Origin of the sequence: Streptomyces sp. NPDC049837, from assembly GCF_040674455.1 — a bacterium.
GTDB lineage: Bacteria > Actinomycetota > Actinomycetes > Streptomycetales > Streptomycetaceae > Streptomyces.
The window spans coordinates 103,046-125,969 of sequence record NZ_JBFAMP010000013.1; the positions used below are offsets into that span (position 1 = coordinate 103,046).

Consider the following 22,924-nt stretch of genomic DNA (forward strand, 5'->3'; position numbering starts at 1 on the left):
CGGGACACCCGTGGCAGCCGTGATATCCGGGACACCCGTGGCACCCGTGATGCCCGGGATCTCCGTGGCCGCCGTGACCTCCGCTGCTCGCGTGGCGCCCGTGGCATTCGTGCCATCGGTTGCCCCCGGAGCGCCCGTAACCCCCGTCCTGCCCACGCAGCGTGCGACGGAGGCGACGCTGTGGCTCGCCGAGGTGGAGACCTTGGCGGGCTGGGCGCAGCGGCTGGCTCCCCGGGTGCTGGACGCCGGGGAGCTGCCGCGCGCGGGCTCCCGGGGGCGGGCGGCGGGCCGGCGGGGCCGTCTGGTAGCCCATGTGGCGCTGCGGGTGCTGCTCGGCGAGAGGCTGGGCCTGGCCCCGGAGGCGGTACGGCTCGGCCGGGCGGCCTGTCCGTGCTGCGGCGCCCCGCACGGACGCCCGGTGGTCGAGGGGGGCGGGGCGCACTTCTCCCTCTCGTACAGCGGGTCGCTGGTGCTGCTGGGGCTCGGGCCCGCCCCGCTCGGCGTGGACGTGGAGCGGGTGCCCTCGCCCGGCCTCGTCGAGGACACCACCCCGGCCCTGCACCCTGCCGAGCGCGCCGAACTCGCCGCGCTGGACGAGGAGTCGCGCCCAGCGGCCTTCGCCCGGGCGTGGGCGCGCAAGGAGGCGTACCTGAAGGGCATCGGAACCGGCCTCGGCCGCTCCGCCGCACGGGACTACGTGGGTACGCGGCCCACCCCCGCGCCGGGGCCCGACGGCTGGACGATCCGGGACGTGGCGGCCCCGGCCGGCTTCGCCGCGGCGGTCGCCATGGCTCCGGATTCCCGGACCGGTCGCTGAACCGCGCCGGTCACGACACCGGCCAATTCGCGTTACTCCCAGTACCATTCGCGTCAGGACGGGCACCAACGGGGGTGCACGCGTGGGGGGGCCACAGTGATCAGAGTGCTGCTCGCGGACGACATGCTGATGCTCCGGCGCGCCCTGGTGTCGCTTCTGGAGCTGGAGGACGGCATCGCGGTGGTGGGCGAGGCCGACAACGGCGACCGGGTCCTTCCGGTGGCGCTGGAGACGCGGCCGGACGTCGCGGTCCTGGACATCGACATGCCCGGGATCGACGGCATCAGGGCCGCGGAGCTGCTCAGCCGGGAACTCCCGGAGTGCCGGACGATCATCCTGACGAGCCTGGGCCGGCCGGGGAACCTGCGCAGGGCGCTGGCGGCGAAGGTCTCCGGTTTCCTGCTCAAGGACGCCGATCCCACCCGGCTCGCGGCGGCGATCCGCCAGGTCGTGGAGGGCAAGCAGGTGGTGGACCCGAACCTCGCGCTGGCCACGCTCCAGACCGAGGCCAGTCCGCTGAGCGCCCGGGAGAGCGAGGTGCTGCAACTGGCCGCCCAGGGCCTCGACGCGCCCGAGATCGCCCGCAAGCTCTTCCTGTCCCCGGGGACCGTGCGCAATTACCTGACCACGGTGGTCACCAAGCTCGACGCCCGCAACCGCATGGACGCCCTGCGGATCGCCCGGGAGTCCGGCTGGCTGTGAGCCGGGGCGCGGCTACGACCCGGTGCTCCCGGAGGACTCCGCCTCGGGCGGCTCGGGCGCGGCGTGCGGGTCGGGTTCGCCCGACGGGCGCGGCGGGATGTCGACGGCGAGTTCGAACCAGCCGTCCGCCCGTACGCGGTGGGCCAGCCGTCCGCCCAGTGCCTCGGCACGCGCCGTCAGGCTGCGCAGCCCCACGCCCCCGGTGACGGCTTCCCCATCGGAGGAGCCCGAGGAGCCGGAGGAGCCGGCGGAATCGAAGGAGTCCCGGTCGCGCAGGCCGTCGTTGGCGATGCGGAGCCGGACGGTGTCCTCCTCCGCCCACGCCTCGATCACACAGTGCTGAGCCTTGCTGTGCCGCAGCATGTTGGTGACGCCCTCGCGCAGGACGGTCGCGAACACCGTTTCCACGGAGGGGTGAAGCGGCTCCTTCGTGACCCTGATCTCGGTGTGGATGCCCATCGCGCGCAGCAGCGAGACGGCGGATCTCACCTCGTGGTCCAGGTTCATCTGTACGTAGCTGCTGGCGACGGAACGGACGTCGGCGAGGGCCTGGCGGGCCGTCTGGACGATCTCGGTGATCTCCATTTCGGCGCGTTCGGGCTGGACGCGCACCAGTCGGTGGGCGAGTTCGCACTTGAGCTTGATGGTGGAGAGGCTGAAGCCGAGCAGGTCGTGCAGGTCGCGGGCGAAGCGGAGGCGCTCCTGGGTCAGCGCCATGCGGATCAGCTCCTCACGGGCCGCCTGTACCTCGCGTATCAGGCCGGACAGCCGGCTCAGCCCGTAGACGACCAGGCCGGTGAGGACCGTGGCCACGCAGTTGTAGGCGAGCTGGCCCACGCCGTAGCCCACGGCGAACTGCACGATCCCGGTCATCACGGTGACCGTGGTGAAGGCGGCCCATCCCAGCGCCGACTTCAGCACGAGCAGGGCGGAGCCCGCGAGGAAGCCCGGCATGCCGAGCCAGGCGGCGCCGAACAGTGCGAACGGGGCGAAGGTGAGCCCCGCCTGGAGCGCCAGGGTCGCCAGGCGGAAGGGGGCGACCCGGGGCGTCCACTCCGGGAAGGAGTGACTGAGCTGGAGGAAGAGCAGCGTCAGCATCAGCACGCCGCACAGGGCGAGCTCCCCGGCTCCGAACCCCGCGTCGACGGCATAGGTCAGTCCCACGGCGAAGAAGCAGAGGATGACGACGACGGTGATGGTGCGGGCGACCCGGGGTGCCAAGTCACCTCCCTCGGGAGCCCGGTGGCTGAAGAAGGCGTCTGAACCGGTGGCGCGAGACCATCGCACAGGAGCTCCCCATTCGGCTGCGATTTCGCATCGAAGTGCAGCATAGGTGGAGCAGATTACGTACCGAGCGGGCTTTCCGCTATGTGCTGTCGGGCGGATTCAGGTCCGTTCGGCGACCACCACCGTCCCTGTGGGCAGGCCGGCGACGACGAACTCGCCGACGCCCGACTCGGCCCGCCAGTCCAGGCCGAAGGCGCGGGCCGAGGTGACGGTGTCGCCGAACGCCAGCGCGCACGGTCCGATCCCCATGGCGGTGGAGACCAGGTACAGCGTCTGTTGCAGCGCGCCCACCTCCTTGAGGAGCACGCTGTAGGCGGTCCCCGGGTAGACGGCGCCCATCCGCCGGAAGCGTGCCGTCATGCTGATCAGGACCGGGGGCTCCTCGCTCATCCCGGCGTTGGTGCCCGCCTCGTCCAGCAGGGCGTCCACCAGGTCCGGTTCGGTGCCGAGCGCGAGCAGGGTGTGCGCGGCCGGGTCGTAGTAGTAGGTGCCGCGCGGCAGTTCGCCGGAACCGGCGACCGTGACGTACAGCTCCAGCGGGTAGACGGACAGGGCGCTCGGGTAGGGCCGCCCGGCCGCCGGGCGGGCGCGGGCGGAGCGGTAGAGCAGCTCGCCCAACTGCGCGAGCGACAGCGGCCGACCGTCGTCCACGCGGACCGAGCGGCGCGCCTCCAGCACGGTGGTCAGGCGCGGGTCGGCGGCCACGAGGCGGTCGAGGTCGGGCACCGGCAGCATGATGGGTACGCCGTCGGACCCCGGGGGCGCCTCGACCGGCATCCCGGCCGCCCCGGTCGCCCCGGCCACCCTCCCGGTCGCCGCCCCGGCCGCCCCGGCCGCCCTCCCGGTCGCCGTCCCGGCGGGGCCGACCGGCTCGTCGTGCAGGCCGGGCCTGCTCCGGTTGTGCAGCATCAGCTCGCGCGGTGACCAGTGCTCCAGAACGGGGTCCCGGTCCTCGGCGAAGGTGACCGGCTCCTGTCCCGGGCCCGTCGCGCCCGCCACCAGCATGCCGGAGGCCTCCAGGTAGCCGACGGCGGTGCGCACCTCGTCCACCGGCAGGCCGAGGAGCCGGGCCGTCTCACGGACCGACACGGGGCGTATGTAGCAGCTCACCAGCCACATGGCCTGCGGGGTGTGCAGCAGCACCCGGTGGGCGCTCAGCGGCGATTCGAGGAGGCTGCCCCGGGGGCCGACGCGCAGCGTGGCGAACCGGGACATCCGGTGCACGGTGTCCGCGGCGGGCCTGCCGGGGGTGAAGCGGGCCTCGCGCACGATGGGCACGACCGCCAACTGCTCCGTGCCGTCGGCCAGGGCGAGCGTGCGGACGACGGCGTGCCGCACCGCCTCCAGGGTGGAGTCCAGTGCGGCACGGCGCGGGTCGCCGGGGACGGGCGCCGGGTCGCTGAAGCCGGGCAGGACGTTGTCCAGCGACACCGGGCCGTACGTCATGCGCTCCAGGGCGCGGAAGACCAGGGGGTCGGTCGCCGGCAGCCGGATCTCGTCCCAGCGGGTGCTGACGAGAGCGGTCCCGGGATCGTCCGCCGCGGTCTCGAACGTGGTGTCCTCGCGGAGGGACCAGAGTTCGATCAGTCGGTTTTCCCGCGGAGCGGGCGGGGCGGAAGACTTCATGGCCGGGACCTCACGGTGGCGCGACGGTGTTGACGGTGTTGCCGGTGTTACAGGAAGAGCGGGACCGGGTTGAGGTCCTCGTACCGGGTGGGTGCGGCGAGGCGGCCCAGGCGTACCGGGACGTCGTAGAGGCGGCCGGGGGCGAAGCGGGCCCAGAAGGGGCGCAGTCCGGGCACGATCACCTTCACGACGGGCAGGCCGATGTCCGCCCTGGTCTGGTCGAGCACCAGCAGCTCGCTGCCGATGCTCCGGGCGAGCGCCTCGGCCGCGGCCACGTCGTCGGCCAGGTCGGCGCGCGGCGTGTACGGGAAGTCGGCGGGGGTACGGCCGGGGCGGGACGCGGCGGGCAGCAGGTAGGGCTGGTTGGCGGTGGTGGCGGTCCGCCACCAGTGCAGCGGGACGGGGTCGTCGCAGGTGTAGCCCGTGCCGTCCGCCGTGACGGCGACGACCGGCGGCAGCATCTGGTTGACCTCCGCCACGGCCCGTCTCATCGCCACCCGTGGGTCGAAGTGGGCGCCGAATCCGAGGGTGATGTCCTCGGCGGGTTTGTCGGTACGCCGGGAGAGGGCGGCGAAGACGGGGACACCGAGGTCGCTGGTGAGGTCGAGGACCCACAGCTCGCGGGCGAGGGCGGTGTGCGCTGCCCGTACCTCCTCGATCCAGGGGTCGCCGAAGGAGTCGAGGTCCACGCCGGGCTGGCGGGTGCGGTTGTACCACCACAGGGCGACGGCGTCCCGCTCGACGAGTTCCAGGAAGCCCTGGACGATGGCGTCCTCGCGGGAGCTGCCGGCCGCGGTGCCGTTGGAGTGGGCCGAGAAGAAGCCGGAGGGGCAGGGCGCGTCGTAGTAGAGCATCGAGGTGGGCAGCAGTCGGTGGCGCTCGCCGGTCAGGGACCAGACGGGCGTCCAGTCGACCGGGGTGTCCTCGTCGAACGGCTCGCACACGCGGTGCGCCGGGGCGTGTTCCGCGTTCCAGGCCGCCCGGTCGGGGAACTGGCGGGGGTGGAAGAGCTGCACGGTGTCGGGGTGGACGGCGCGGCCGGCGACCTGGCGGTATGTCGCCCGCAGTGCGGGTTCGTCGCCCTGGCGGTAGCCGCAGTGCCGTTCGACGGCCTCGCACAGGGCGCTGACCCGTGCCTGTAACGGGGTGGTGCCCTTGCCGGAGCTGTGGCTGCGCAGCCCGGACCGTACGGCGGCGATTCCGGTGGGCGACGCGGCCGGGTTGTGCCCGGAGTGGAAGCAGTTGAGGAAGCCGGGGTCGCGCCGGTCGCGGCGCACCTCCTTGACGACGCCGGTCAGTTCGTCCACCAGGTACCCGTACCGCTCCAGCATTTCCTCGGGCGTCAGTGACCGCTCGCCGGTGCCGGTGGCGGCCTTGGGCCGACTGACCGGCCGGACGGGGGACCAGACGCGGCGGGCCGTCGCGCCGGGGTCACCGCAGGAGGGGCACTGGGGTCTCCGGCGCACCGCGTGGTGGCGGCCGGCCAGGGTGAGGGTGTCCATGGTCCACAGCGCGTTCTGGCCGGAGTGCCGGTGCCCGGCCATCCACTTGACGGCTTCGAGGCAGGCCAGGTGGAGCCCGACGGCCCGCCCGGCTGCGAGGCCGGAGGGTGGCACGCTGACGGGGCGTCCGAGGGCCCGGACCAGGTAGGTCTCGGCGGGCCGGTTTCGGCGCAGCGGTTCGGCAAGGCAGTGCCAGCACGGTCCTTCGTCCGGCTGGAACACCGGTCCGATCCAGGGGCGTTCGCCCGTCAGGCGGACGGGCAGCCAGGGGGTGCCACTGGCCCGGTACGCGGCGTCCAGCTCCGCCAGCGCGGGGTCGAGGTAGGTGTCGCAGAGGACCACGGCCAGGCCGGGTGCCTCCTCGTCCGGGCCGGCCCGGTGGATGCGCAGGCCCGCGGCGGCCAGCGCGGTGAGCAGTTCCTCGGCGCCCGCGCCCGCCTCCGTGCCGCGGGCGACACCGGCGACGGTGCCGCTGCCGGTGCGGCGGGCGGCGGCGTCGCCGTCCAGTCCGGCCAGCTCCCAGAACGCCTCGCCCGAGGTGGCGGCGGACGAGTCGGGCGTCCGGTGGGCGAGCAGGCCGGAGCGGAGGAGGCGGGTGACGACCTGGCGCACCTGGTCGGCGGGGAGGGTACCGGCGGCGTCGGCGACCAGCCGGTCGAGGGAGCGGGTGCCGTCCAGCAGGGGCGCGAGTGCGGTGACGCAGGATCCCCGCAGTGCGGTGACGCCGCGTTCGGAGATGAGGAACACGCCTTCACCGGGGACGACTTCGGGCTTCAGGTGGGGCTTGAACCCCAGTCCGGCCGTGGTGCCCTGGCGGTGTGCCACCATGTTTCCCCCTGTTCTGGTGCGCGGACTGCGGACGGTTGCGTTGCGGTGCCTCGCTCTTGGTGCGCGGGTGCGGGTGCGCGGGGTGCGTGCGCCGGGTGCGGGTGCGCGGCGTACGGGCGCGCGGGTGCGTGCGGGGCTACTCGGCGTGCGTCTCGGGCGTCCAGCAGATGCAGGTGCCGGGCTGGTAGTACTCGGCGGCCGGCGCGCTGAAGTCCTCTATGACCAGGTCTTCGACGACCGGGGTGACGGTGACGGCGGTGACGGCTGCGAGGTTCATGTCGGCCCTTCCTTCGTGGGGTTGACCTGCTGACGGGGAAGAGTCTGCTGCGCGGGAGGAAGGGCCGACAGTGCCTGTGTCACCGGGCGGACATGAACTTCTCATGGTCGTTCCGCGACGGCCTCACTCCCCTTCCGCGGTGGCCGGGGCGTCCGCCATCGCGGCGGTCAGGGTGCTGCCGTCCACGGGGTCGATGAGCAGGAACGACCCGGTGCGGCGGTAGTCCGCGTAACCGTCCAGGGCGAGCGGTTCGGCGGTGCGCAGCGCGATGCGGCCGATGTCGTTGACGCCCAGCGTGCCGGTGCCCGGCCGCTCGGAGAGGTCCTGGAGGTCGAGCCGTGAGGAGACCTCGGCGACCACCGCCCGTACCGTACGGGTGGTGTGGCGCAGCAGCACCTGGCGGCCGGCGTGCAGGGGCTGCTCGCTCAGGTGGCAGACCGTGGCGGTCAGCCGCCGGACCGTGCGGGGCGCGGCGGCGGCCGGGGCGAGCAGGTCGCCCCGGGCGATGTCGAGCTCGTCGGTGAGCCGCACGGTCACCGACTGGGGCGCCCAGGCGGTGTCGGTGCCGGTTCCGTCCAGGGTGTCGATGGCCGCGATGGTGCTGGTACGGCCGGACGGCAGGGCGGCGATCCGGTCGCCGACCCGCAGCACCCCGGAGGTGATCTGTCCGGCGTAGCCGCGGTAGTCGCGGTGTGCGGCGGTGCCGGGCCGGATGACGTACTGGACGGGCAGTCGGGCCTCCTGGGTGCGCGGGTCGGTGCCCACCGGGACGGACTCCAGGTGTTCGAGCACCGTGGGCCCGGCGTACCAGTCCATGCGCTCGGAGGGACGCACCACGTTGTCGCCCGCCAGCGCCGAGATGGGGATGGCGGTCACCCGCTCGACGCCGAGCGCGGCGGCGCACTCGGAGAACGCGGCGACGGTACGGGCGAACACCTCTTCCGAGCAGCCCACCAGGTCCATCTTGTTGACCACGAGAGTCACCCGGGGGATGCGCAGCAGGGCGGCGACCGCGAGGTGGCGGCGGGTCTGTTCCACGACGCCGTTGCGGGCGTCGACCAGGACGAGGGCGAGGTCGGCGGTGGAGGCTCCGGTGACCATGTTGCGGGTGTACTGCACGTGGCCGGGGGTGTCGGCCAGGATGAACCGGCGGCGGGACGTGGCGAAGTAGCGGTAGGCCACGTCGATGGTGATGCCCTGCTCGCGCTCGGCGCGCAGCCCGTCGGTCAGCAGCGCGAGGTCGGGTGTGTCCTGGCCGCGCCGCCGGGAGGCGTGCTCCACGGCCTCCAACTGGTCGGCGAGGACCGACTTCGAGTCGTGCAGCAGCCGCCCCACGAGGGTGGACTTGCCGTCGTCGACGGAGCCGGCGGTGGCGAACCGCAGCGTATCGGCGGCCGCGGGCGGTGCGGCCCGGAACGGGTCCCTGCCGGGTGCCGTGGCCGTGCCGGGTGCCGTGGCCGGTGCTTCGGTGATGTTCATGGCTAGAAGTACCCTTCGCGTTTGCGGTCTTCCATGGCGGCCTCGGACAGTTGGTCGTCGGCGCGGGTCGCTCCGCGTTCGGTGAGCCGGGACGCGGTGATCTCGGCGATCACCGACTCCACGGTCCGGGCGGTGGATTCCACGGCTCCGGTGCAGGACATGTCGCCGACCGTGCGGTAGCGGACCAGCCGGGTCTCCAGCCGTTCGCCGGCGCGCGGGCCGCCCCACTCGCCGGGCGCCAGCCACATGCCGCCGCGGGCGAAGACCTCGCGGTGGTGGGCGTAGTAGATGGCGGGCAGGTCGATGCGCTCGCGCTGGATGTACTGCCAGACGTCGAGTTCGGTCCAGTTGGAGAGCGGGAAGACCCGGACGTGTTCGCCCGGGGCGTGCCTGCCGTTGTAGAGCGACCACAGTTCGGGGCGCTGGCGGCGCGGGTCCCAGGCGCCGAACTCGTCGCGCAGCGAGAACACCCGCTCCTTGGCGCGGGCCTTCTCCTCGTCGCGCCGGCCGCCGCCGAACACCGCGTCGTACCGGCCGGTGGAGATGGCGTCGAGCAGCGGCACGGTCTGGAGCGGGTTGCGGGTGCCGTCCGGGCGTTCGCGCAGCCGGCCGTCGTCGATGAAGTCCTGCACCCGGGCGACGTGCAGCCTGAGGCCGTGCTCGGCGACCACGCGGTCGCGGTAGGCGAGGACCTCGGGGAAGTTGTGCCCGGTGTCCACGTGGAGCAGGGAGAAGGGCAGCGGCGCGGGCGCGAACGCCTTGAGCGCCAGGTGCAGCATGACGATGGAGTCCTTGCCGCCGGAGAAGAGGATCACCGGCCGTTCGAACTCGCCCGCCACCTCACGGAAGATGTGCACCGCCTCCGACTCGGCGGCGTCGAGGTGGGACAGCCCGAAGGCGTCGCCGGTGCGGATGCCGGGCAGGGACGGGGCGACGGTGGGGGCAAGGGTCGGGGCGACGGTGGGGGCGGTCACAGCAGACCCCTCTCGGTGAGCAGGGCGAGCAGGGCGCCCGCGGACTCGGACACGGTCTGGGTGTGCGAGGCGATCCTGAGGTCGGGCGCGGCCGGCTCCTCGTAGGGGTCGTCCACGCCGGTCAGGCCGCTGATCTCGCCGGCCGCCTGGCGGGCGTACAGGCCCTTGACGTCGCGCCGGGAGCAGACGGACAGCGGTGCGGCGACGTGGACCTCCAGGAAGTCGGTGCCGCTCTCCCGGTGCCAGGAGCGCACCAGGTCGCGGGCTTCGGCGTACGGGGCTATGACGGGTACGAGGACGGTGACGCCGTTGCGGGCGAGGACCTGGGCGACCCGGCCGATGCGGGCGACGTTGTCGTTCCGGTCGGCGCGGGAGAAGCCGAGGCCGGCCGAGAAGGTGCGCCGCAGCTCGTCGCCGTCGAGCACCTCGACCCGGCGGCCGCGCGAGCGCAGCAGTTCGGCGGTGGCGTACGCGAGGGTGGTCTTGCCCGAGCTGGGCAGTCCGGTCAGCCAGACGGTCGAGCCGGGATAGCAGGTGCAGTGGACTGCGGGGGCCGCGGGCTCGTGGCCGGGGGCGGCCGTCAGGACGGTCACATCGAGCTCCATTCTCGGACCGCGGCGGTCAGCAGGCGCTGGGCCCGCCGGAACTCGTCCGCGTGCAGGTGTTCGTCGGGGGTGTGGTCGAGGCGGGCGTCACCGGGGCCGTAGGCGACCATGGGGATGCCCTGCCAGGTGGTGGCGAGGGTGTTCATGTCGCTGCTGCCCTTCTTCATCAGGTACCGGGGCGTCACGCCCTCGGCCCGGAACGCCCGCTGGAACGCCTTGACCAGCGGGCTGGTGCGCCCGGTGGCCACGCCGGGGGTGGCCCGCAGGACGTCGATCCGTACCGGGCCGGCGGCGAGCGCCCGCAGCGCGGCCACCGTCTCGTCCACGTCGAGGCCGGGCGGTACGCGGACGTCCACCACGGCCTCGCCCGCCTGGGTGTCGCCCTGGTTGAGCGCGGTGACGCCGAGGACGGCGGTGAGCGCGTCCGGGTGGAGCCGGGCCACCGCCCGGGGGACCCCGGCGAGCAGCTCGACCATCCGGTCGCCCGCGGTGCGGACGCCCTCGCCGGCGGTGTGCCCGGTGGCCTCGCGCACGCTGTACCGGACCTTGACCAGCCCGTAGTAGCCGAGGGTGAGGGCCTCGGCGCCGCTGGGCTCGCCGACGATCACGGCGTCGGCCCGGTAGGCGTCCCGGACGTGGAAGGCGCCGGCTCCGGTGATCTCCTCCTCCACCGCGCCGACCACCCGCACCTCGACGCCCTCGGGCGGGTCGAAGGCGGCCAGGGTCTGGAGGTACGTCACCAGGCTGCCCTTGGCGTCCACCGAGCCGCGCCCGGAGAGCACCTCGCCGTCCCAGCGGACCGGCCAGCGGTGCGGCACGGTGTCCAGGTGACCCAGCATCAGCAGCCGCCGGGGGCCGGCGCCCTTGGTGGCCACCAGGTTGGACGCGGCGTCGATCTCCGCCTTGATGCCGTGCTCGGTGCACCATTCGGCGAGGAAGGCGGCGATCTCGCGCTCGTCGCGGGAGACGGAGGACAGCTCCACCGCGCGGGAGAGCAGGGCGAGGTCGGGGGCGGGCGCGGGGGCCCGCCAGAACCAGGTGGCGCCGGCCGCCGACAGGGTGTGCGGGCCGGTAATGGCGGTGTCGGGGGTGCCCCTCAGGGCGATCTCGGCCGCCCTGACCTTCTGGCGCATCCTGCCCTTGGCGTACCGGCCGCCCTCCCCCTCGGTGAGGTGCCGCAGGGTGCTGGCGGGGTCGGCCGGGTCGGTGAGCAGCCCGGCGGTGCCGGTGACCAGCCGGAGGTGGTCGGCGTCGAGGGCCAGGGCGGCCTCGGCGGCGAGCACGTCGGCGTCCACGTTGAGCGCCGTGCCGCCTTCGGCGTCGGCGACCGGCGGGGAGAGGCAGACGACGTCGAAGGTGGCGAGCAGGCCGGTGAGCCGGGGGACGTCGACGGAGCTGACGGTGCCGGCGCGGTGGTCGCGCACCAGCCGGGTCCTGCCGTCCTCCTGGACGCGCAGCGGGCCGTTGACGGTGGCCTTGACGAGGGCGCCGGTGCGGGCGACGGAGGCGAAGACGGACAGCCCGCGCCGGGTCAGCTCCTCCTCCACCAGGGGCAGGGTGACCTCCTCGTACGCGGCGACGATGTGCCGCATCTCCTCCGGGGGGCAGTAGCGGATCTCGTCGCCGGTGCGGGAGACCAGGGTGCGGACCTCGCGGCCGGTGCGCCGGTAGTACTCGCGGATGCCGGCCGCTCCGCCGGCGATGACGAGCAACCGGGCGCCGCGCCGGTGCAGTTCGAGCAGTTCGTCGAAGACCTGACTGTGGAGCAAGGTGGCGCTGCCAAGTTTGACCACGTAGAGCGCGGCCTCGCGTGAGCTGGCGACTTCCCCGAGGGCTGTCATGTACGGGACTCCTTCGGCTGGTGGTGGGTGGCGGGGGCCGAACGGGGATCAGCCGATGCCGCGGGTGTTGCCGCCGTCCGCGACCAGTACGGCGCCGGTGACGAAGCCGGCCTGTTCACTGGCGAGGAAGGCGACCAGGGCGCCCAGGTCCTCGGCGCGTCCGATCCGGCCCAGCGGGATTCCGGCGGCGACCTCGGCGAGCCGCTCCTCGACCTCGTCCCCGTACTGCACGTCGAGGATCGGGGTGCGGTGGAAGCCGGGCGCCAGGACGTTCACGGTCACCCCGGCCGGGCCGAAGGCGTGGACCAGGCCCTTGGCGAACCCGAGGACGCCGAGCCTGGCCACCGAGGACAGGCCGCTGCCGGGGTGCGGCTGGCGCACCGACTCGGAGGTGATCATGACGATCCGGCCCCAGCCCGCCTCCCGCAGATGGGGCGCGGCGGCGAGCGACAGCGACACGTGGGGCAGCAGGTTGCCGTTGACCGCCTCGCGGTACTGGGCGACCTCGAAGTCCTCCACGGGCCCGAAGGGCACCCCGCCGGAGTTGGTGACCACCACGTGGAGCCCGCCGAACCCGTCGACGGTGCGGCGTACCCACCCGGCGGCGGCGTCCTCGTCGCACAGGTCCACGACGGTGCTCAGCACCCGGCCCGGGCCGCAGGCGTCGACCTCCTTGTGCGCGCGGGCGAGCCGCTCGGGGTCACGGCCGCAGATCGAGACGTCCGCGCCCTCGGCGGCCAGGACGCGGGCGACCGCGAGGCCGATGCCGCTGCTGGACGCCGCGACCAGGGCGGCCCTCCCGGCGAGACCGAGGTTCACCGGGACTCACCCCGCGACGACGCCGGTACACGTGGCTCCGGCGTACCGGCCGGCCGGCGGGCAGCGCCGGCCGGGCGGGTGCCCGTTGCCCGGAAGGGGCGGACGGGGGCCAGCGGGTAGCCGTACCGGGCCAGCAGGGGCGCGGCCGGTGCCGTGGCCGCCGCGATGTCGGTGCCGGGCAGCGCGGTGCGCCACCGCTCGTCGGGGCGGATGTGGGTGACGCCCCGGCGCAGCCGGTCGGGGTTGCCGGTGACGGTGTGGTTGGCGCCGAGCGTGATGCGGCCGGAGCCGTCCACCGGGGACTCGTCGTCGAGGCCCGCGAAGCGCAGCACCCGGGCCGTCACCTCGCGGGGGCTGCGGGACAGGTCCTCGTGACGGATCCTCAGGTAGCGGTCACCGGCCGTGCGGCCGACCAGTTCGGAGGCGAGGTTGAAGGCGGTCCAGTACCCGCTGCTGCGGGCCGGGGACATGGGGTCGATGTAGTCCTTGGCGCTGCGGTAGGACAGGGCGGTGGCGCGCGGGTCCCGCACGATGTGCAGCACCCGTACGTCCAGGTCGGTGCGGCCGAGCAGGGCGGCGGCCTCGGCCGGGTACTTCGAGCCGTCCACGACCAGGCGCCCGCCGCCGAGTGCGGCCACCCGGCGGTAGACGGAGGCGGAGTGGCCGAGGAGTTCGTCCACGCCGGGGGCGGTGGGCCGCTCGCCGCGCGCCTCGGCGAGGCGGGCGGGGGTGTGGCGGGTGCGCAGCAGGGTCTGCTGGAGGGCCGCCATCCGTCGGGCGGTGGTCTCGGCGGAGCCCTCGGGCAGCGCCGCGAGGACCTCCGACCACAGCGGGCACTCGCGCAGCGGCCGGCCGCAGCCGCAGGAGGAGTTGGTGCCGGTGGCGAGGACGCCGTTGCGCCACAGGTAGTACAGCTCCCCCACGTGCCGGACGCCGGGGATCTCGTTGAGGACGTTGCCGAGCAGCGTGCTGCCGCTGCGCATCCATCCGGTGATGTAGAGGACGCGCGGGCCGGAGCCGGGCGTGCTGGGGCCGGTCATGGTGGTGGGAGTCCCTTCGGCCGGTCAGTCGCGGGTCAGCAGCAGGAAGTGCTGCGGCAGGTGGACGGCGAGGCCGACGCGGCTGCTCGCCTCGATGGCGTCGGAGCCGTCCGGGCCGGCGCCCCGGCGCAGCGCCAGCGAGGCCACGCCCGGGACGAGCAGGGTGACGGCGGCGCGGAAGTCGCCCAGCAGGACGCGGTCGCGCGGGATCATGCGGGTGCGCGAGACGGTGATGCCCGCCGCGCCGAGCTGCCCGAGCACTCCGGCCCGGACCAGCTCCCAGTACGTGAAGGGGTGGACGACGATCCCGTCGCAGGAGCCGCCCGTCTCCTCGACCTCGGCGGCGGCCTCGGTGATGGAGGCGTACACGTCCTCGCCGAGCCGGCCCCGGCGCATCTCGGGGAGGTTGAGCAGGCCGCTGATCACCTTGTCGGCGCTGCCGTGCAGCAGCGTCTCGTTCTCCACCACGGACAGCCGGACGAGCACCCGGTAGTCGACGAAGGAGGCGAGCAGCGCCGGCTGGTCCAGCAGTCCGGTGGGCAGCGGCACGCGGACCGTCAGGTCGGTGAGCCCGGCCTGCTCCAGGCGGGGCGCGAACGCGCCTTCGGGCGTGGCGCGGTACGAGGTTCCGGCGGCGGCGAGAGGGGCGGCGGGGGGTTCGTGCACGAAAGGCACCGGCGCGTCGGCGACCGACGCCGTCTTGAGCAGGTGGCGGACGGCGTACCGGGGCCGGGTCGCGAACAGCGGGAAGACGGCCGGGAGATGGGCCTGGAAGGGCACCACGTGGTCCTGGTCCGGCGCCGCCGCGCGCACCGACCAGGCGAACTCCTCGCCCGGGCTGCGGCTGGCCAGGGCAGGGTCGGCGAGCTGTATCCGTACTCCCTGCTGCACTGCGGAATCTGCGGTGGCTGCCAGCATGACGTCTCCTGAAGTTTTCGGTGAAATGTTCGGCGGGTCATTAACATTAGGCATCTCCAGTCATATGGGGAGAGAAATTCGATGGCTCGTGTTTATGGCCCGAATAAGGCCTGATGATTCCCCCTTCTTGAGCGGTGCACACCGGCCGTATGAAGATCTCACATCGGTTCCGTGACCCTGTCCATGGCGGCCGCGGAACGGCCGGTCCTAGGCTGAGCCGCAGACTTCACGGAACGTCCTTCGACGATGTGGGTGGGAGAATGCATCACGACTTGCAAATAAACAGACTGAGGACGCTGGTGGCCGTGGTCGAACTCGGCGGCTTCCGGAGGGCGGCCGAGTCCCTGCACATCACCCAGCCCGCGGTCAGCCAGCAGATACGCCAGCTCAGCGGGTTCATCAGAAGCCCGGTGTTCGCCTCCACCGGACGCAACCTGCGGCTCAGCCCCCGGGGCGAGGAGCTCCTCAGATACGCCCGCCGCATGGTGGCGCTCAACGACGAGGCGGTCGACCGTTTCATCCCGCAGGCCGGCCACGTCATGCTCTCGATCGGGGTGGCCGGCCAGCTCGCCGAGGCGCTGCCGGAGTTCCTCCGGCTGGTGAACCGGGGCATGCCCCACGCCCAGCTCGGCGTCCGGACCGGGGCGAGCGAGGAGCTGGCGGCCCAGCTCACCAGCGGCCAGCTCGACGCGGCCCTGCTGCTCCAGGCCGAGCCGCCCGGAGCCGGCACCGACTGCCGGGAGCTGGGACGGATGCGGATGGCCTGGTTCGGACGGCCGGCCCACGGCGAGCGGGACGCCCTGCCGCTGGCGCTCTTCCCCGAGCCCTGCACGCTGCGCGGCCGGGTGCGCGAGGTGCTCGACGCCTCGGGCATCGAGTGGCGGGTCGCGTACGAGAGCAGCGAGCTGATCGGGCTGCGCTCGGCCGCCAAGGCGGGGCTCGGCATGACCTGCCTGGTGGCCAACGGGGACGAGCTGTGGGGCCTGACCGCGTCGGTGCGCCCGGGACTCCCGCCCCCGCCCGGGCCGGTGCCGGTGACCCTGGCCCTGGCGCCCGGGGCCGTACCGGACGGCTTCGCGGGCATCGCGGAGAAGGCCTTCCGACGGGCCCTGCGCGGCTACCCGCTCACCCCGCCCGCCACCTCCCCCGACGCCGGCGCCGCCCCCGTGCTGGCCACGGCCGCCGCCTGACGCTCCCCCACACCCCGGCCACCCCCCACCCCCTCCGTCGCCCGGGTCCCATAAGAATTCGCCACCGTTCCGATGCGGATCATTCATTGGCGGCGGCCGGAACGCAGGAAAATGCAGGGCTACAGTAATTTCCGATTCACCACCTTGCCGGAATCCCGCCGGAAGAATTGAGGAAATCGCCATGCAGGAAACACTGATCTCCCCCGAGTGCCCCGAGTGCGATGCCGAGGTTTCGCTCGGCACGGATGCCCGGGTCAGCGAAATAGTCGAGTGCCCGGAGTGCCGGCTGGAGCTGGAAATCGAGTCCATCGCGCCACCGCGTCTCCTCCTCGCCCCGGAGATCGAGGAGGACTGGGGCGAGTAGCGCGCCGGCCACCGCAGCAGATCCGGCCGCCGCAACAGACAAGGAGATGCCCTGATGAGCCCTGCGGCAGCGCGACTCGGTGTCCTCGCCTCCCGGGTCCGGTTCGAGGAGAAGAACATCCTGACCGCGCTGGAGAGGCGCGGCGTCGCATGCGAACAGATCGACCCCCGCGCCCTGTCGGTCCGGGCCGGGAGGCCCTGGGACGGCCCGCGGACCGTGCTCAACCGCGAAGTGGGCCACTACCGGGCGCTGTACGCGGCCGGCGCCCTGGAGTCGGCGGGCGTGACGGTGCTCAACACCTCCGCCGCAACGGCCGTCTGCGGGGACAAGTGGCAGACCTCGGCGGCCCTGGTCGCCCGGGGCCTGCCCACCCCCGACACCACGCTCGCCCTGACCCCCGACGCGGCACTCAAGGCCCTGGACGAGCTGGGCTACCCCGCGGTCGTCAAGCCGCTCGTCGGGTCCTGGGGGCGCCTGGTGACCCGGGTCACCGGCCGGGAGATGGCCGAGGCCGTGCTGGAGCACCTCGCCGCCCTGCCCTCGCCGCAGTCGCACATCGTCTACGTACAGCGCGAAGTGGCCAAGGCCGACCGGGACATCAGGGTCCTGGTGGTCGACGGCCGCGCGGTCGGGGCGACGTACCGCAGGAGCGAGGACTGGCGCACCAACGTGGCCCGCGGCGCGGTCAGCGAACGCTGCCCGCTCGGAGCGGACCTCACCGCGCTCGCGGTCGCGGCGGCGGACGCCGTCGGCGCCTGTGTCGCGGGGGTGGACCTCCTGGAGGAGCCGGACGGCCGGCTCACCGTCCTGGAGGTCAACGACCGGGTCGAGTTCCGGGGCCTGCAGTCGACATACGGAACGGACATCGATGTGGCGGACACCATCGCCGCCCTCCTGACAGCGAAGGCAGAGTCATGATCCGCGCGGCAGTGCTGGGAGCGGCCGGCTACATCGGCGGCGAACTGCTCCGGCTGCTCGTCAACCACCCCCAGGTCGACCTGGTGGCCGCCACCTCCCGCACCCTGCGGGGACGCCAGGTCGACGGCGTCCACCCCAATCTGCGCCACCGTACGAAGCTGACGTTCTCGGCGGAGGAGCAACTCCCGCGCTGCGACGTGCTCTTCCTGGCCACCCCGCACCGCGAGACGATGCGCCGGATGCCGGAGTTCCTGGACAAGGCGGGCGTGGTCATCGACCTGTCCGGCGACTTCAGGCTGCGGGACACCGACGTCTACGAGGACTACTACGGCACCCCGCACGAGGCGCCCGAGCTCATCGGCACCTTCGTCCAGGGGCTGCCCGAGCACCACCGTGAGCGGCTGCGCACCGCCGACCGGATCTCCGTGCCCGGGTGCATGGCCACCGCCGGCATCCTCTCCCTGGTCCCGCTGGCCGAGGCCGGGCTGATCAGGGACGAGGTCACGGTGGACGCCAGGACCGGCTCCAGCGGCTCCGGCGCGAAGGCGGGCGCGGAGAACCTGCACGCCGAACGCAGCGGCGCCCTGCGGGTGTTCGCCCCCACCCGGCACCGGCACGAGGCGGAGATCGCCCAGGCCACCGGGCACACCGTGCGGATGTCGGCGACCGGGGTGGAGGCGGTGCGCGGGGTCCAGTTGCTCAGCCGGGCCAACCTCGCCGACGGCGTCGACGAGCGTGCCATCCGGTCCGCCTACCGCACCCGCTACGCCGGCGAGCCGTTCGTCCGGATCGTCGCCGCCCGGCGCGGGCTGCACCGCTTCCCCGACGCGAAGATCCTCTCCGGCTCCAACTTCTGTGACATCGGTTTCGCCCTGGACCGGGGCGCCTCCACGGTCACCGTGATCGCGGCGCTGGACAACCTCGTCAAGGGCGGCGCGGGCAACGCGGTCCAGTGCATGAACGTGCGCTTCGGCGAGCCCGAGGAGCGCGGTCTCGAATTCACCGGCCTGCACCCCAACTGACCGTCGTCCACGTACCAGCCGAAAGGACCAGGCATGAGCAGCCCGCCTCTGCTGCGGGGCGCCCCCGCCCGCACCGACATCACCGGCCTCCAGCCCCCGCCCGGCCCCGACGCGGCGGAGACCGCCCGGATCGCCGGCCGGATCAGGGAGCACATCGTGTCCATGTGCGCCGGCCCCGAGGGCGGCCACCTGGGCGGGTCGATGTCGCTCGTCGAGATCCTGACCGTCCTCTACTTCCGGGTGATGCGCCACGACCCCCGCTTCCCCGGCCTGCCCGAACGCGATGTGCTGCTCCTGAGCAAGGGGCACGGCGGCATCGCCCTGTTCGCGACGCTCTGCGAGGCCGGGTACTTCCCGGCCGAGGCGCTCGACGAGTACGCCCGCCCCGGCAGCCACTTCATGGCCCACCCGCACCCCGAGATCCCCGGTGTGGAGATCGCCTCCGGCTCGCTCGGGCACGGTCTCGCCCTCGGCGTCGGCTACGCGCTGGCCAACCGCCTCGACGGCTCGGACCGCCGCTGTTTCGTGGTGATGGGCGACGGTGAGCTCCAGGAGGGCTCGGTCTGGGAGGCCGCGTCGGTCGCCTCCGCGCACCGACTGAGCGGCATCACCGCGATCGTGGACCGCAACGGCCTCCAGATCACCGGCGAGACCGAGACCGTCAACTCCCTGGAACCGCTGGCCGACCGCTGGAGGGCCTTCGGGTGGCGGGTCCTGGAGGCCGACGGCCACGACACCGAGGCGCTGACCGGCGCGCTGACCCTGCCCGCCGACCCGCAATCCCCGACCGTGGTCATCGCCCACACCGTCAAGGGCAAGGGCGTGCCGTTCGTCGAGGGCCAGGCGCGCAGCCACTACGCGCGGCTCAGCGGCCGTCAGCACCTGCGCGCGCTCAACGCGGTACGCGCCTCGGCCGGGGGTGACCGACGGTGACCACCGCCCTCGCCCCCGCCCCGGCCCGCGCCGCCCGCGAGGTCTACCGCGACACGGTGGCCGAGCTGCTGCCCGGCGAGCAGCGCCTCGTCGTCCTGGACAGCGACACCGGGCTGTTCGGCGGAGTGGACTTCGGCAGCGCCGCCGACCGTTACCTCAACCTCGGCATCGCCGAGCACACCCTGATGGGCGCGGCCGCCGGGCTGGCCCGGGAGGGCCGTATCCCGCTGGTCAACACGATGGCGGCGTTCGCCTCCTCCCGCGCGGTGGAGGCCGTGAAGATCGACATCGCGATGGGCAACCTGCCGGTGCTGATCGCGGCCACCCACTCCGGTGTCTCGGCCGGGCACCTCGGCCCGACCCACCACGCCCTGGAGGACCTCGCGGTGATGCGGGCCCTGCCCCACATGACCGTGGTCGTCCCCGGCGACGGCGCGGGCACCGCCGAACTGCTGCGCCAGGCCCTCGCCCTGGGCGGGCCCGTCTACTTCCGGCTCGGCCGGGGCGCCACGCCCGACCTGCCCGCGGGCCCGCCGCTGCGGCTCGGCAAGGCCCAGCAGCTCCGCCACGGCACGGACATCACGCTGGCGGCGTGCGGACCGTACCCGGTGCTGGCCGCCCTGGAGGCGGCCGATCTCCTGGAGCGCGACGGCATCACGGCGAACGTGCTGCACCTGCACACCGTCAAGCCGCTGGACTCCCGGGCGCTGCTGGGCGCGCTGGGCGTGCGCAACACGGTGATCACCGTGGAGGAGCACTGGGGGGCCGGCGGGTTCGGCTCGGCGGTCGCCGAGGCGCTCAGCGCCGTACGCCCGGTGCGGGTGCACCGGATGGCGCTGCCGGACGAATTCGTGCCGGTCGCCGGGGACCAGCGCCATCTGCTCGAACGGGGCGGGGTCAGCGCGCGGGCCATCGCCGACCGCGCCAGGGCGTCGCTCGACTCGCACCCCGGGGGTGTCCGGTGAGCGCCGCCGACACCTACCGTGCCGCCGGCTGGTGGCGGGACGAGACGGTGCTGCACGACCTGCGCCGCTGGGCCCGCGAACGGCCGGACAAGCCGGCCCTGGTCTGCTACCGGGGCGCCTCGTACGAGACGGTGAGCTACGCCGAGCTGGCCCGCCGGGTCGACCGGCTCGCGGTCGGCCTGCTGCGCCTCGGGGTGGGCCGGGGCGACGTGGTGACCCTGCAACTGCCCAACTCCTGGGAGCTGGTCGCGCTCTGCCTGGCCGCCGCCCGGGTCGGCGCGGTCGCCGGGCCGGTGGTCCCGGTGATGCGCCGCCGCGAGGTGGAGTTCATGACCCGGCTCACCGAGAGCCCGGTCTACATCGGCGCCGCCGAGCTGCGCGGCTTCTCGTACGCCGGCATGAGCGCCGAGATCGCCGGGGCCGTCCCCACCCTGCGCCACCGGGTGCTGCTGGGCGCCGATGACGGCGACGGCGCGCTGGACTTCGTACGCGACCTGTACGGGCCGGAGCCCGATCCGGAGCTGCTCGCCTCCCTGGACGCGATCGAGGCCGGGCCGGACGACGCCGCCCAGGTCATGTTCACCTCCGGGACCACCGGTGAGCCCAAGGGCGTGGTGCACAGCCACAACACCCTGTACTCGATGAACCGGGCGCAGGCCGACGTGCTGGGGCTGACCGGCGACGAGGTCACCGCGATGGGCTCGCCCACCACCCACCAGGCCGGGTTCACCTGGAACTTCGTGATGCCGCTGCTGCTGGGCGCCACCGCCGTCCAGGTCGACCGCTGGGACCCCCGGCAGATGCTGCGCACGCTCCAGGAGCAGCGGGTGACCTTCTTCATGGGCGCGCCCACCTTCCTGTCGGACCTGATCGACGCCCAGCGCGAGACGCCCCACGACCTGTCGGCGCTGCGGAGCTTCGCCACCGGCAGCGCGCCCATAGCGCCGCTGCTCGTGGAGGACGCGGACCAGGTGCTCGGCTGCCGGGTGTACGCCCTGTGGGGCATGACGGAGAACGGCTGTGTCACCGTCACCCGGCCCGGGCAACCGCCGCTGCGGGCGGCGGAGTCCGACGGCACGACGGTGCCGGGCATGGAGGTCCGCATCGTCGGCAAGGACGGCCGGGCGGTGGAGCCGGGCGCCACCGGGCTGCTCCAGGTACGGGGCTCGGCCCAGTGCCTGGGCTACTTCCGGCGGCAGGAGGTGTACGACGCCTCGGTCACCGCCGACGGCTGGTTCGACACCGGTGACCTGGCCCGCGACGACGGCCACGGCGGGATACGGATCACGGGCCGGGTCAAGGACGTGATCATGCGCGGCGCCGAGAACATCCCGGTGGTGGAGGTGGAGGCGGCGCTGCTGCGCCACCGCGCGGTCAAGGACGTCGCGGTGGTCGGCTACCCGGACCGGCGGCTCGGCGAGCGCGCCTGCGCGTTCCTGGTCACCACCGGCCCGGCCCCCGGCCTGGAGGAGGTGCGCGGCCACCTGGCGGGGCTCGGCATGGCACGGACGTACTGGCCCGAGCGGCTGGAACTGGTGCCCGCCCTGCCGAGGACACCCTCCGGAAAGATCCAGAAATTCGCCCTGCGGGACCGGCTCCGGGCCCAGGAAGGACCCACAGCGTCATGAACCTCGCCTTCACGGCCCGGCACGATGAACTGGCCAAGCGGATCGAGGAGTTCGCCGCCGGCGAGATCGCGCCGCACCGTCAGGACAACGACCGGCGCGGCGCCTACCGCCCGGGGACGGTCGAGGACCTGGCGGCGGCCGGCCTGTTCGCGCTGCGCGTGCCGGAGCGGTACGGCGGTCTCGGCCTCGACGCGGTCAGCGCGGGCATCGCGCTGGAGAAGCTCGCGGCGGCCGACCTGTCGGTGTGCTTCCCCGTGCTCAACGCCGCGCTCATCGGCGGCGTCCTCGCCTCCAGCGGCAGCCCGGAGCAGTTGGAGCGCTGGCTGGGGCCGATCGCCCGCGGCGAGGCGGTGGTGGCGCTCGCGCTGACCGAGCCCGGCCACGGCACGGACGCGGCGGGCATCGAGATGCGCGCCGAGCCGGACGGCGACGGCTGGCTGCTCACCGGCGAGAAGACCTCGATCATGGTGACCGCCTACGCCACCCACGCGCTGGTCTTCGCCCGCACCGGCGGCGAGGGCGCGCACGGCATCAGCGCCTTCTACACGAGGCTCGACGGCGACCGGGTCCGCAAGGAGCGGCTGACCGACCTCGGCTGCCGGGCGGGCGGCCGCGGCAGGCTGATCTTCGACGGGCTGCGGGTCGGGCCCGAGGACCTGGTCGGTTCTCCCGGCGGCGGCTTCACCGCCGTGATGCGCGGGTTCGGGGTCTCCCGGGCGCTGATCGCGCTGATGGCGATCGCCGTCGGGGACGCCGCCCTGGCGGAGGCGTACGCCCACGCGTCCGGGCGCACCGCCTTCGGGCAGCCCATCAGCCGGTTCCAGTCCGTGGTGTTCCCGCTGGTGGAGCACACCACGATGCTGCACGCGGCGCGGCTGGTCTGCTACGAGGCGCTCACCACGGCGGACCGGGGCGAGGACCCCCGTATCCCGTCGAACATGGCCAAGTGGTGGGCGCCGAAGGCGGCGGTGGAGGCGGTGCACCAGGCGCTGCTGACGATGGGTCACCGGGGCTGGAGCGAGGACGGCCCGGTCGCCCAGCGGCTGCGCGACGTGATCGGCCTCCAGCTCGCGGACGGTACGGCGGCGGCCACCAAGCTGACGGTGGCCCGGCTGCTGCTCGGCAAGGAGTACGCGCCGTGACCGCCCCGGTGGCCGAGGGGCCGGCGGGCGCGTTACGGACGGCGGAC

General features: G+C 73.7%; 21 protein-coding genes. 10 read left to right on the forward strand and 11 right to left on the reverse strand.

The genetic code is table 11. The annotated features are described in order from the left end of the window. Positions 1-100: 100 nt before the first annotated feature. Positions 101-817 (forward strand): 4'-phosphopantetheinyl transferase superfamily protein, encoded by a 717-nt coding sequence (locus tag AB0J57_RS29375; RefSeq protein WP_366131359.1) that lies wholly within the window; start codon positions 101-103, stop codon positions 815-817. A 96-nt stretch (positions 818-913) separates the two neighbouring features. Beyond that, positions 914-1,519 carry a response regulator transcription factor gene (locus AB0J57_RS29380; RefSeq protein ID WP_366131360.1) on the forward strand — a complete coding sequence of 202 codons (606 nt, stop codon included), beginning with the start codon at positions 914-916 and terminating at the stop codon, positions 1,517-1,519. Between the two features lie 12 nt (positions 1,520-1,531). Here the strand turns inward: AB0J57_RS29380 and AB0J57_RS29385 are convergent, their stop codons facing one another. From AB0J57_RS29385 to AB0J57_RS29435, 11 genes are all read right to left on the reverse strand, one after another. Then, positions 1,532-2,740: a histidine kinase gene (locus AB0J57_RS29385; protein WP_366131361.1), complete on the reverse strand. Its 1,209-nt coding sequence runs from the start codon at positions 2,738-2,740 to the stop codon at positions 1,532-1,534. A gap of 165 nt (positions 2,741-2,905) precedes the next feature. Then, positions 2,906-4,432, reverse strand: coding sequence for a SagB family peptide dehydrogenase (locus AB0J57_RS29390; RefSeq protein WP_366131363.1), 1,527 nt, complete (start codon positions 4,430-4,432; stop codon positions 2,906-2,908). Between the two features lie 47 nt (positions 4,433-4,479). Continuing rightward, positions 4,480-6,762 carry a TOMM precursor leader peptide-binding protein gene (locus AB0J57_RS29395; protein ID WP_366131364.1) on the reverse strand — a complete coding sequence of 761 codons (2,283 nt, stop codon included), beginning with the start codon at positions 6,760-6,762 and terminating at the stop codon, positions 4,480-4,482. 136 nt (positions 6,763-6,898) lie between these two features. Next, positions 6,899-7,039 carry a hypothetical protein gene (locus AB0J57_RS29400; RefSeq protein WP_366131365.1) on the reverse strand — a complete coding sequence of 47 codons (141 nt, stop codon included), beginning with the start codon at positions 7,037-7,039 and terminating at the stop codon, positions 6,899-6,901. A 123-nt stretch (positions 7,040-7,162) separates the two neighbouring features. After that, the gene (locus AB0J57_RS29405) at positions 7,163-8,518 is read right to left on the reverse strand and encodes a GTP-binding protein (RefSeq protein WP_366131366.1); all 1,356 of its coding nucleotides are present in this window, start codon (positions 8,516-8,518) and stop codon (positions 7,163-7,165) included. A 2-nt stretch (positions 8,519-8,520) separates the two neighbouring features. Then, positions 8,521-9,441, reverse strand: coding sequence for a sulfate adenylyltransferase subunit CysD (gene cysD, locus AB0J57_RS29410; protein WP_366131469.1), 921 nt, complete (start codon positions 9,439-9,441; stop codon positions 8,521-8,523). A 47-nt stretch (positions 9,442-9,488) separates the two neighbouring features. Further along, positions 9,489-10,076 (reverse strand): adenylyl-sulfate kinase, encoded by a 588-nt coding sequence (cysC, locus tag AB0J57_RS29415; RefSeq protein WP_366131470.1) that lies wholly within the window; start codon positions 10,074-10,076, stop codon positions 9,489-9,491. Between the two features lie 5 nt (positions 10,077-10,081). Then, positions 10,082-11,938: a M20/M25/M40 family metallo-hydrolase gene (locus AB0J57_RS29420; RefSeq protein WP_366131367.1), complete on the reverse strand. Its 1,857-nt coding sequence runs from the start codon at positions 11,936-11,938 to the stop codon at positions 10,082-10,084. 48 nt (positions 11,939-11,986) lie between these two features. After that, positions 11,987-12,757, reverse strand: coding sequence for an SDR family oxidoreductase (locus AB0J57_RS29425; RefSeq protein WP_366131368.1), 771 nt, complete (start codon positions 12,755-12,757; stop codon positions 11,987-11,989). Next, positions 12,754-13,797 carry a sulfotransferase gene (locus AB0J57_RS29430; protein WP_366131369.1) on the reverse strand — a complete coding sequence of 348 codons (1,044 nt, stop codon included), beginning with the start codon at positions 13,795-13,797 and terminating at the stop codon, positions 12,754-12,756. Before AB0J57_RS29430 ends, AB0J57_RS29425 begins: the two co-directional genes overlap by 4 nt. A gap of 24 nt (positions 13,798-13,821) precedes the next feature. Next, positions 13,822-14,715 carry a family 3 encapsulin nanocompartment shell protein gene (locus AB0J57_RS29435; RefSeq protein WP_366131370.1) on the reverse strand — a complete coding sequence of 298 codons (894 nt, stop codon included), beginning with the start codon at positions 14,713-14,715 and terminating at the stop codon, positions 13,822-13,824. Positions 14,716-14,975: 260 nt separating this feature from the next. Here AB0J57_RS29435 and AB0J57_RS29440 point away from each other — a divergent pair, with 260 nt between their 5' ends. The 8 genes from AB0J57_RS29440 (at position 14,976) to AB0J57_RS29475 (ending at position 22,877) form a co-directional block, all read left to right on the forward strand. Next, positions 14,976-15,905 carry a LysR substrate-binding domain-containing protein gene (locus tag AB0J57_RS29440; RefSeq protein ID WP_366131371.1) on the forward strand — a complete coding sequence of 310 codons (930 nt, stop codon included), beginning with the start codon at positions 14,976-14,978 and terminating at the stop codon, positions 15,903-15,905. Between the two features lie 181 nt (positions 15,906-16,086). Next, complete coding sequence (gene lysW / locus AB0J57_RS29445; RefSeq protein WP_366131372.1) at positions 16,087-16,269, forward strand: lysine biosynthesis protein LysW; 183 nt, start codon at positions 16,087-16,089, stop codon at positions 16,267-16,269. A gap of 54 nt (positions 16,270-16,323) precedes the next feature. Continuing rightward, positions 16,324-17,187 carry a RimK family alpha-L-glutamate ligase gene (locus tag AB0J57_RS29450; RefSeq protein ID WP_366131373.1) on the forward strand — a complete coding sequence of 288 codons (864 nt, stop codon included), beginning with the start codon at positions 16,324-16,326 and terminating at the stop codon, positions 17,185-17,187. Then, on the forward strand, positions 17,184-18,209 hold the full coding sequence (gene argC, locus AB0J57_RS29455; protein ID WP_366131375.1) for an N-acetyl-gamma-glutamyl-phosphate reductase: 1,026 nt from the start codon (positions 17,184-17,186) through the stop codon (positions 18,207-18,209). The genes AB0J57_RS29450 and argC overlap by 4 nt, the downstream gene beginning before the upstream one ends. A gap of 33 nt (positions 18,210-18,242) precedes the next feature. Further along, complete coding sequence (locus tag AB0J57_RS29460; protein ID WP_366131376.1) at positions 18,243-19,142, forward strand: transketolase; 900 nt, start codon at positions 18,243-18,245, stop codon at positions 19,140-19,142. Next, positions 19,139-20,107 carry a transketolase C-terminal domain-containing protein gene (locus AB0J57_RS29465; protein WP_366131377.1) on the forward strand — a complete coding sequence of 323 codons (969 nt, stop codon included), beginning with the start codon at positions 19,139-19,141 and terminating at the stop codon, positions 20,105-20,107. The genes AB0J57_RS29460 and AB0J57_RS29465 overlap by 4 nt, the downstream gene beginning before the upstream one ends. Further along, positions 20,104-21,735, forward strand: a complete 1,632-nt coding sequence (locus AB0J57_RS29470) for an AMP-binding protein (protein ID WP_366131378.1) — start codon at positions 20,104-20,106, stop codon at positions 21,733-21,735. The genes AB0J57_RS29465 and AB0J57_RS29470 overlap by 4 nt, the downstream gene beginning before the upstream one ends. Further along, positions 21,732-22,877, forward strand: a complete 1,146-nt coding sequence (locus AB0J57_RS29475; protein ID WP_366131379.1) for an acyl-CoA dehydrogenase family protein — start codon at positions 21,732-21,734, stop codon at positions 22,875-22,877. The genes AB0J57_RS29470 and AB0J57_RS29475 overlap by 4 nt, the downstream gene beginning before the upstream one ends. The last annotated feature ends 47 nt before the right edge of the window (positions 22,878-22,924 follow it).

Bases quoted from the DNA above. Each gene is read 5' to 3' on its own strand.
- argC (WP_366131375.1), top strand. From the start codon at position 17,184: ATGATCCGCGCGGCAGTGCTGGGAGCGGCCGGCTACATCGGCGGCGAA.
- AB0J57_RS29405 (WP_366131366.1), bottom strand. From the start codon at position 8,518: ATGAACATCACCGAAGCACCGGCCACGGCACCCGGCACGGCCACGGCA.
- AB0J57_RS29400 (WP_366131365.1), bottom strand. From the start codon at position 7,039: ATGAACCTCGCAGCCGTCACCGCCGTCACCGTCACCCCGGTCGTCGAA.
- AB0J57_RS29475 (WP_366131379.1), top strand. From the start codon at position 21,732: ATGAACCTCGCCTTCACGGCCCGGCACGATGAACTGGCCAAGCGGATC.
- AB0J57_RS29420 (WP_366131367.1), bottom strand. From the start codon at position 11,938: ATGACAGCCCTCGGGGAAGTCGCCAGCTCACGCGAGGCCGCGCTCTAC.
- AB0J57_RS29460 (WP_366131376.1), top strand. From the start codon at position 18,243: ATGAGCAGCCCGCCTCTGCTGCGGGGCGCCCCCGCCCGCACCGACATC.
- lysW (WP_366131372.1), top strand. From the start codon at position 16,087: ATGCAGGAAACACTGATCTCCCCCGAGTGCCCCGAGTGCGATGCCGAG.
- AB0J57_RS29435 (WP_366131370.1), bottom strand. From the start codon at position 14,715: ATGCTGGCAGCCACCGCAGATTCCGCAGTGCAGCAGGGAGTACGGATA.
- AB0J57_RS29395 (WP_366131364.1), bottom strand. From the start codon at position 6,762: ATGGTGGCACACCGCCAGGGCACCACGGCCGGACTGGGGTTCAAGCCC.
- AB0J57_RS29450 (WP_366131373.1), top strand. From the start codon at position 16,324: ATGAGCCCTGCGGCAGCGCGACTCGGTGTCCTCGCCTCCCGGGTCCGG.
- AB0J57_RS29390 (WP_366131363.1), bottom strand. From the start codon at position 4,432: ATGAAGTCTTCCGCCCCGCCCGCTCCGCGGGAAAACCGACTGATCGAA.
- AB0J57_RS29440 (WP_366131371.1), top strand. From the start codon at position 14,976: ATGCATCACGACTTGCAAATAAACAGACTGAGGACGCTGGTGGCCGTG.
- AB0J57_RS29430 (WP_366131369.1), bottom strand. From the start codon at position 13,797: ATGACCGGCCCCAGCACGCCCGGCTCCGGCCCGCGCGTCCTCTACATC.